The sequence below is a fragment of the Ornithinibacter sp. genome (assembly GCF_035443565.1).
Lineage (GTDB): Bacteria > Actinomycetota > Actinomycetes > Actinomycetales > Dermatophilaceae > Fodinibacter.
This window is the reverse complement of record NZ_DAORSO010000147.1, coordinates 1-5,433: the sequence shown is the minus strand read 5'-3', so window position 1 is coordinate 5,433 and position 5,433 is coordinate 1. Positions and strand designations below refer to the sequence as shown.

The window sequence follows — 5,433 nt, the reverse complement described above, 5'->3', positions numbered from 1 at the left end:
ACGACGATGACGATCGGCTCCGACGCGAGCTCCATGTCGGGCAGCTCGACGTCGCCGTCCATGTCGAGGCCGATGACGAAGAAGCCGGCCTTGCGGTAGTCCTCGAGAGCCCGGGTCAGGTTGGTGGCCTGGGCGACCGGGATGCGGGCTGCCGCTCCGGCGGAGGTCTTCCACGCGGAGGCCGTCATGCCCACCGAGCGCCGGCTGGGCACGACGACACCGTGCCCACCGAAGGCCGCGACCGAACGCACGATCGCACCGAGGTTGCGCGGGTCGGTGATGCCGTCGAGCGCGACGACGAGCGGGATGCCGGGGGCCTCGGGATCGATGAGGTCGCTGGGGTGGGCGTACTCGTAGGGCGGCACCTGAAGGGCCAGGCCCTGGTGCACCGCTCCGTCGGTGAGGCGGTCGAGTTCTCCGCGAGGGGTCTCGAGCACGGGGATGGAGCGCTCGGTGGCGAGCTTGAGCGCCTCACGGACCCGGTCGTCGGAGTCGATCCGTCCGGCGACGTACATCGTCGTGACGGGCACCTCGGCGCGCAGGGCCTCGAGCACCGAGTTGCGCCCGGCGACCATCTCGCTGCTCGCCTTGTTCTTGCGCGTGCTCGTGCGCCCACCCGTTGCGCCACTGCGGCGGTCCGCCGCCTTGGCCATCTTGTGTGCCTTGTGGTTCGGGCGGTCGGCCGCCTTGGGCGTCGGGCCCTTGCCCTCGAGCCCACGACGTCGCTGACCTCCGGAGCCGACCTGCGGGCCCTTCTTGCTCGAACTGCGCATCGCGCCGCGGCGCTGGGAGTTACCGGCCATGAGTCATTCGCTCCGTCCCCGCGCCAAGGACCAGCGGGCCCCGGCGGCGGTGTCCTCGAGCGCGATGCCTGCGGCGGCGAGCTCGTCGCGGATGGCATCCGCGGTGTCGTAGTCACGAGCGGCACGGGCGTGGGCCCGGGCCGAGAGGCGTTCCTTGACGAGTGAGTCAAGGCTCGCGAGGGCATCCGCCGCCGAGGAGTCACCGGCGGACCACGCGGGGTCGAGCGGGTTGACGCCGAGCACGTCGGTCATGGCGATGACGACGCGGGCGACGGCAGCGGCATCCTCGTGGTCACCGTCGTCGAGCGCGGTGTTGCCGGTGGTGACGGCCTCGTGCACCGCGGCGAGGGCACTGGAGACGCCGAGGTCGTCGTCCATGGCCTCGCGGAAGTCCTCGGGCAGCGTCTCGTCGCCCGTCGGCAGGGCCGTGAGGATGCCGGGCAGCGCACGACGCAGGAACCCCTCGATCCGCTGGACCGCCGTGTCGGACTCCTCGAGCGACCCGGCGTGGAACTCGATCGTCGAGCGGTAGTGGGCAGCCGTGAGGTAGTAGCGGACCGCGAGCGGGCGGTGCTCCTTGACGACCTCGCTGACCCGCAACGAGTTGCCGAGCGACTTGCTCATCTTCTCGCCGTGCAGCGTCACCCAGGCGTTGTGCAGCCAGTAGTTGGCGAAGCCGAGACCGGCCGCGCGCGACTGGGCGAGCTCGTTCTCGTGGTGCGGGAACCGCAGGTCGACGCCACCACCGTGGATGTCGAAGGTGTCACCGAGGTACTTGCGGGCCATCGCCGAGCACTCGAGGTGCCAGCCCGGGCGGCCCGGGCCGAACGGGGTCGGCCACGACGCGGTCGGGGGCTCGTCGGCCTTGTGACCCTTCCACAGCGCGAAGTCACGGGGGTCGCGCTTGCCGCGCGGGTCGGCATCCTCGGCGTCGACCATGTCGTCGACCTTCTGGTGGGTCAGCGCGCCGTAGTCCGACCAGCTGCGCACGTCGAAGTACACGTCGCCGCTGCCGTCGGCGGCTGCGTAGGCGTGACCCCGCTCGACGAGGGCCGCCATCAGCTCGACCATCTCGGGCACGTGCCCGGTCGCGCGCGGCTCGTAGGTCGGGGGCAGCACTCCGAGCGACGCGAGCGCAGCAGAGGTCTCGAGCTCGTTGCGGTAGGACACCGCGTACCAGGCCTCGCCGGACTCCAGCGACTTCGCGAGGATCTTGTCGTCGATGTCGGTGACGTTGCGGATGAGCGTGACGTCGTAGCCGTGCCCACGGGCCAGCCAGCGGCGCAGCACGTCGAACGCCACGGCGAAGCGCACGTGGCCGAGGTGGGGTGGTGCCTGGGTCGTGAGCCCACAGATGTAGATCCCCGCCTTGCCGGGCACGACGGGGACGAAGTCACGCAACTCGCGCGTGAGGGAGTCGAAAAGCCTGAGAGTCACCCGGTAAGGCTACCGGCGCGGCGGGTGCACCGATTCCGCGAAGCCCGCGACCGGCATCCGGATCAGGTGGCGATGCCCCTGCTCGGCCACCCCTGTCAGGCTGCCGCGCCTCTTCTCCGCCACCCCTGTGACGGCGGTCTCGTGGCGCCGAGGCGAAGGTATATCTCCGCCCTGGCCCATGATCTGCGCCGTCCCAGTGACGGCGGAGACGTTCCCGACCTCCCCCACCTCGGATGCCGCCCGCATCGGGTCGGAAACTTCTCACTTCGCTCTGTGGACAACTCCGTGGATCCCCGCCGGGCGGGCAGGATCGAGGGATGTCCGACCGACTCCTCGCCCTGGCAGCCGCCAACAACGGCATCATCGCGAGCCAGGACGTCCACCACGCCGACGTCGACCCCCACGCCCTCGCTGCCCTCCTGCGCGCCGGGGTGCTGCGCCGAGTAAGACGCGGCTCTTTCGTCGTCGCCTCCGACTGGGCCGGCGCCACACCCGAGCAACAACTCGCTCTGATGACCAGGGCCGTTCTGCGCACCCGCGGCAACGCGCCGGGCGAGGCCGCCACCCACCAGAGCGCCCTCGCCGTGCATGGGCTCCCACTGTTCGGCGTGCCGCATGACGTCGTCGACCTGTTCGGACTGGTGCGCAGGGTGCGCCGTGAGGGAGCCCTTCGCGTGCATGCGGCCGACCCGTCACTGCCCGTGGTGGATGTCGACGGATGCCGCAGCGTCACGATTGCCGTCGCCCTCGCGCAGGTTGCGCTCCGAGAGGGCCGTCTGCCAGTGATGGTCGCCGCGGACCGGGCCCTGGCGACCGGTCGAGTCCAGATCGACGACGTGGTCGAGATGATCGGGCACCTGGCACCTACTGCGCGCCGGGGACTGCGGGCGCAACGATGGCTGCGCGCGTGCGACCCCTTGGCCGAATCGGTCGGCGAGACCCGGACCCGGCTGCTGCTGATCGACCTGGGCCATGCCCCGCGCAGCCAGGTGCGAGTCACCGACGCCGCCGGAACGGTCATGGCCCGCGCCGACTTCCTCGTGGGCTCTCGCGTGATCGTGGAGTTCGACGGGCTCGTGAAGTACGCCGGCAAGGACGGCCGGGAGGCATTGGCTGCCGAGAAGCGTCGCGAGGATGCCCTCCGGGCTCTGGGCTACGAGGTGGTCCGGTTGACCTGGGCCGACCTCGACCACCCTCGCCGTGTGGACGCCCTGGTGCGATCGGCGCTGGCCCGTGCCAGCAATCGCCGGGTCGAGCTGACCTGAGCTTCTCCGTCATCACGGTGACGGCGGGGAAGTCGCACGCTGACGGACATATGTCTCCGCCGCGAACACACTTCTCCGTCATCACAGGGAGGGCGGAGAAGTTGACCCCACCGACCCGGCCTACCGGCATCCGAGAGCGGCGGCTAGCGTGACGCCAGCGCCCGCGAGGGCTCGTCAGCACCGTCGCCGACCCGAGGAGTACCCGTGCCACAGACCGTCAAGGGAGTCATCGCCCGATCCAAGGGAGCCGAGGTCGAGCTCGTCGACATCGTCGTTCCCGACCCCGGGCCGGGTGAAGCCGTCGTCAAGGTCGAGTCGTGCGGGGTCTGCCACACCGACCTGCACTACCGCGAGGGTGGCATCAACGACGACTACCCCTTCCTGCTCGGGCACGAGGCCGCCGGCACGGTCGAGGCGGTCGGCGAGGGCGTCACCGAGGTGGCCCCGGGCGACTTCGTGATCCTCAACTGGCGGGCCGTCTGCGGCCAGTGCCGCGCCTGCCTCAAGGGCAAGCCCTGGTACTGCTTCGCCACCCACAACGCCAAGCAGAAGATGACCCTGACCGACGGCACCGAGCTGAGCCCGGCCCTGGGCATCGGCGCCTTCATCGACAAGACCCTCGTCGCCGCAGGGCAGTGCACCAAGGTCGACCGGGCGGATGCCGCTGCGGTCGGCCTGCTCGGCTGCGGGGTCATGGCCGGCTTCGGCGCGGCCGTCAACACCGGCGGCGTCGGCCGCGGCGACTCGATCGCCGTCATCGGCTGCGGCGGGGTCGGCAACGCGGCCATCGCCGGGGCCAAGGTCGCCGGAGCGACGACGATCATCGCGGTCGACGTCGACGCCCGCAAGCTCGAGGCAGCCAAGGCCTTCGGCGCCACCCACACCGTCGACTCGAGCACCGAGGATGCCGTCGAGGCGATCCGCGCGCTCACGAGCGGGCACGGCGCCGACGTCGTCGTCGAGGCCGTCGGCCGTCCCGAGACCTACGAGCAGGCCTTCTACGCCCGCGACCTCGCGGGCACGGTGGTGCTCGTCGGCGTGCCGACCCCCGACAAGCAGGTCACCCTGCCGATGATCGAGATCTTCGGTCGCGGCGGCTCGCTGAAGTCCAGCTGGTACGGCGACTGCCTGCCCTCGCGCGACTTCCCGATGCTCGTCGAGCTCTACCGCCAAGGCCGGTTCGACCTCGACGCCTTCGTCACCGAGCGCATCGGCATCACCGACGTCGAGGCCGCCTTCGACAAGATGCACCGTGGCGAGGTGCTGCGCTCCGTCGTCGTCATGGGTGAGGGCCAGTGAGCTCGCACAGCCGGATGCCGGTCGCACCGTCGCCGGGTGGCGTGCGGGTCGAGCGGGTGGTCACCTCCGGGGTGTTCGAGCTCGACGGGGGCTCGTGGGAGGTCGACAACAACGTGTGGCTGGTCGGTGACGACAGCGACGTGCTGGTCGTCGACGCCGCGCACGACGCACCCGCCATCCTCGAGGCCGTCGGTGGGCGCAGGGTCGTCGCGATCGTCTGCACCCACGGCCACAACGACCACGTCAACGCGGTCGGTGACCTCGTGCGCGCGACCGGTGCCACGGCATCCCTGCACCCGGACGACCGGGTGCTGTGGGACCAGTCGCAGACCGAGCCGCCCGGTGGCGAGCTCACCGACGGCCAGGTCTTCACCGTGGGCGACGTCGAGCTGACCGTGCTGCACACCCCGGGCCACGCGCCCGGTGCGTGCTGCCTGCACGCGCCGGCGCTCGGGGTGCTGCTCAGCGGGGACACGCTGTTCAACGGAGGCCCGGGCGCGACGGGGCGCTCGTTCAGCGACTTCCCGACGATCATCGACTCGATCCGTGAGCGCCTGTTGACCCTGCCGGCCGACACCGTCGTGCTCACCGGCCACGGCGACACGACGACGATCGGCGACGAGGCCCCG

Annotated in this window: 5 protein-coding genes; 3 read left to right on the top strand and 2 right to left on the bottom strand. The window is 71.0% G+C overall.

What is annotated here, in order from left to right:
• A partial coding sequence (locus PLL68_RS12100) for a TrmH family RNA methyltransferase (RefSeq protein WP_324534415.1) occupies window positions 1–803 on the bottom strand: 803 nt, incomplete at its 3' end.
• Window positions 804–806: 3 nt separating this feature from the next.
• Window positions 807–2,240: a cysteine--tRNA ligase gene (cysS, locus tag PLL68_RS12095; protein WP_324534413.1), complete on the bottom strand. Its 1,434-nt coding sequence runs from the start codon at window positions 2,238–2,240 to the stop codon at window positions 807–809.
• Between the two features lie 317 nt (window positions 2,241–2,557).
• Here cysS and PLL68_RS12090 point away from each other — a divergent pair, with 317 nt between their 5' ends.
• The 3 genes from PLL68_RS12090 to PLL68_RS12080 form a co-directional block, all read left to right on the top strand.
• Window positions 2,558–3,505 carry a type IV toxin-antitoxin system AbiEi family antitoxin domain-containing protein gene (locus PLL68_RS12090; protein WP_324534411.1) on the top strand — a complete coding sequence of 316 codons (948 nt, stop codon included), beginning with the start codon at window positions 2,558–2,560 and terminating at the stop codon, window positions 3,503–3,505.
• 204 nt (window positions 3,506–3,709) lie between these two features.
• Window positions 3,710–4,804 carry an S-(hydroxymethyl)mycothiol dehydrogenase gene (locus PLL68_RS12085; protein WP_324534407.1) on the top strand — a complete coding sequence of 365 codons (1,095 nt, stop codon included), beginning with the start codon at window positions 3,710–3,712 and terminating at the stop codon, window positions 4,802–4,804.
• A 14-nt stretch (window positions 4,805–4,818) separates the two neighbouring features.
• Window positions 4,819–5,433 (top strand): MBL fold metallo-hydrolase (locus tag PLL68_RS12080; protein ID WP_324534417.1); only part of this gene is annotated, 615 nt, incomplete at its 3' end.

Excerpts from the sequence above, each read along its gene's own strand:
- PLL68_RS12090 (WP_324534411.1), top strand. The coding sequence starts at position 2,558 with ATGTCCGACCGACTCCTCGCCCTGGCAGCCGCCAACAACGGCATCATC.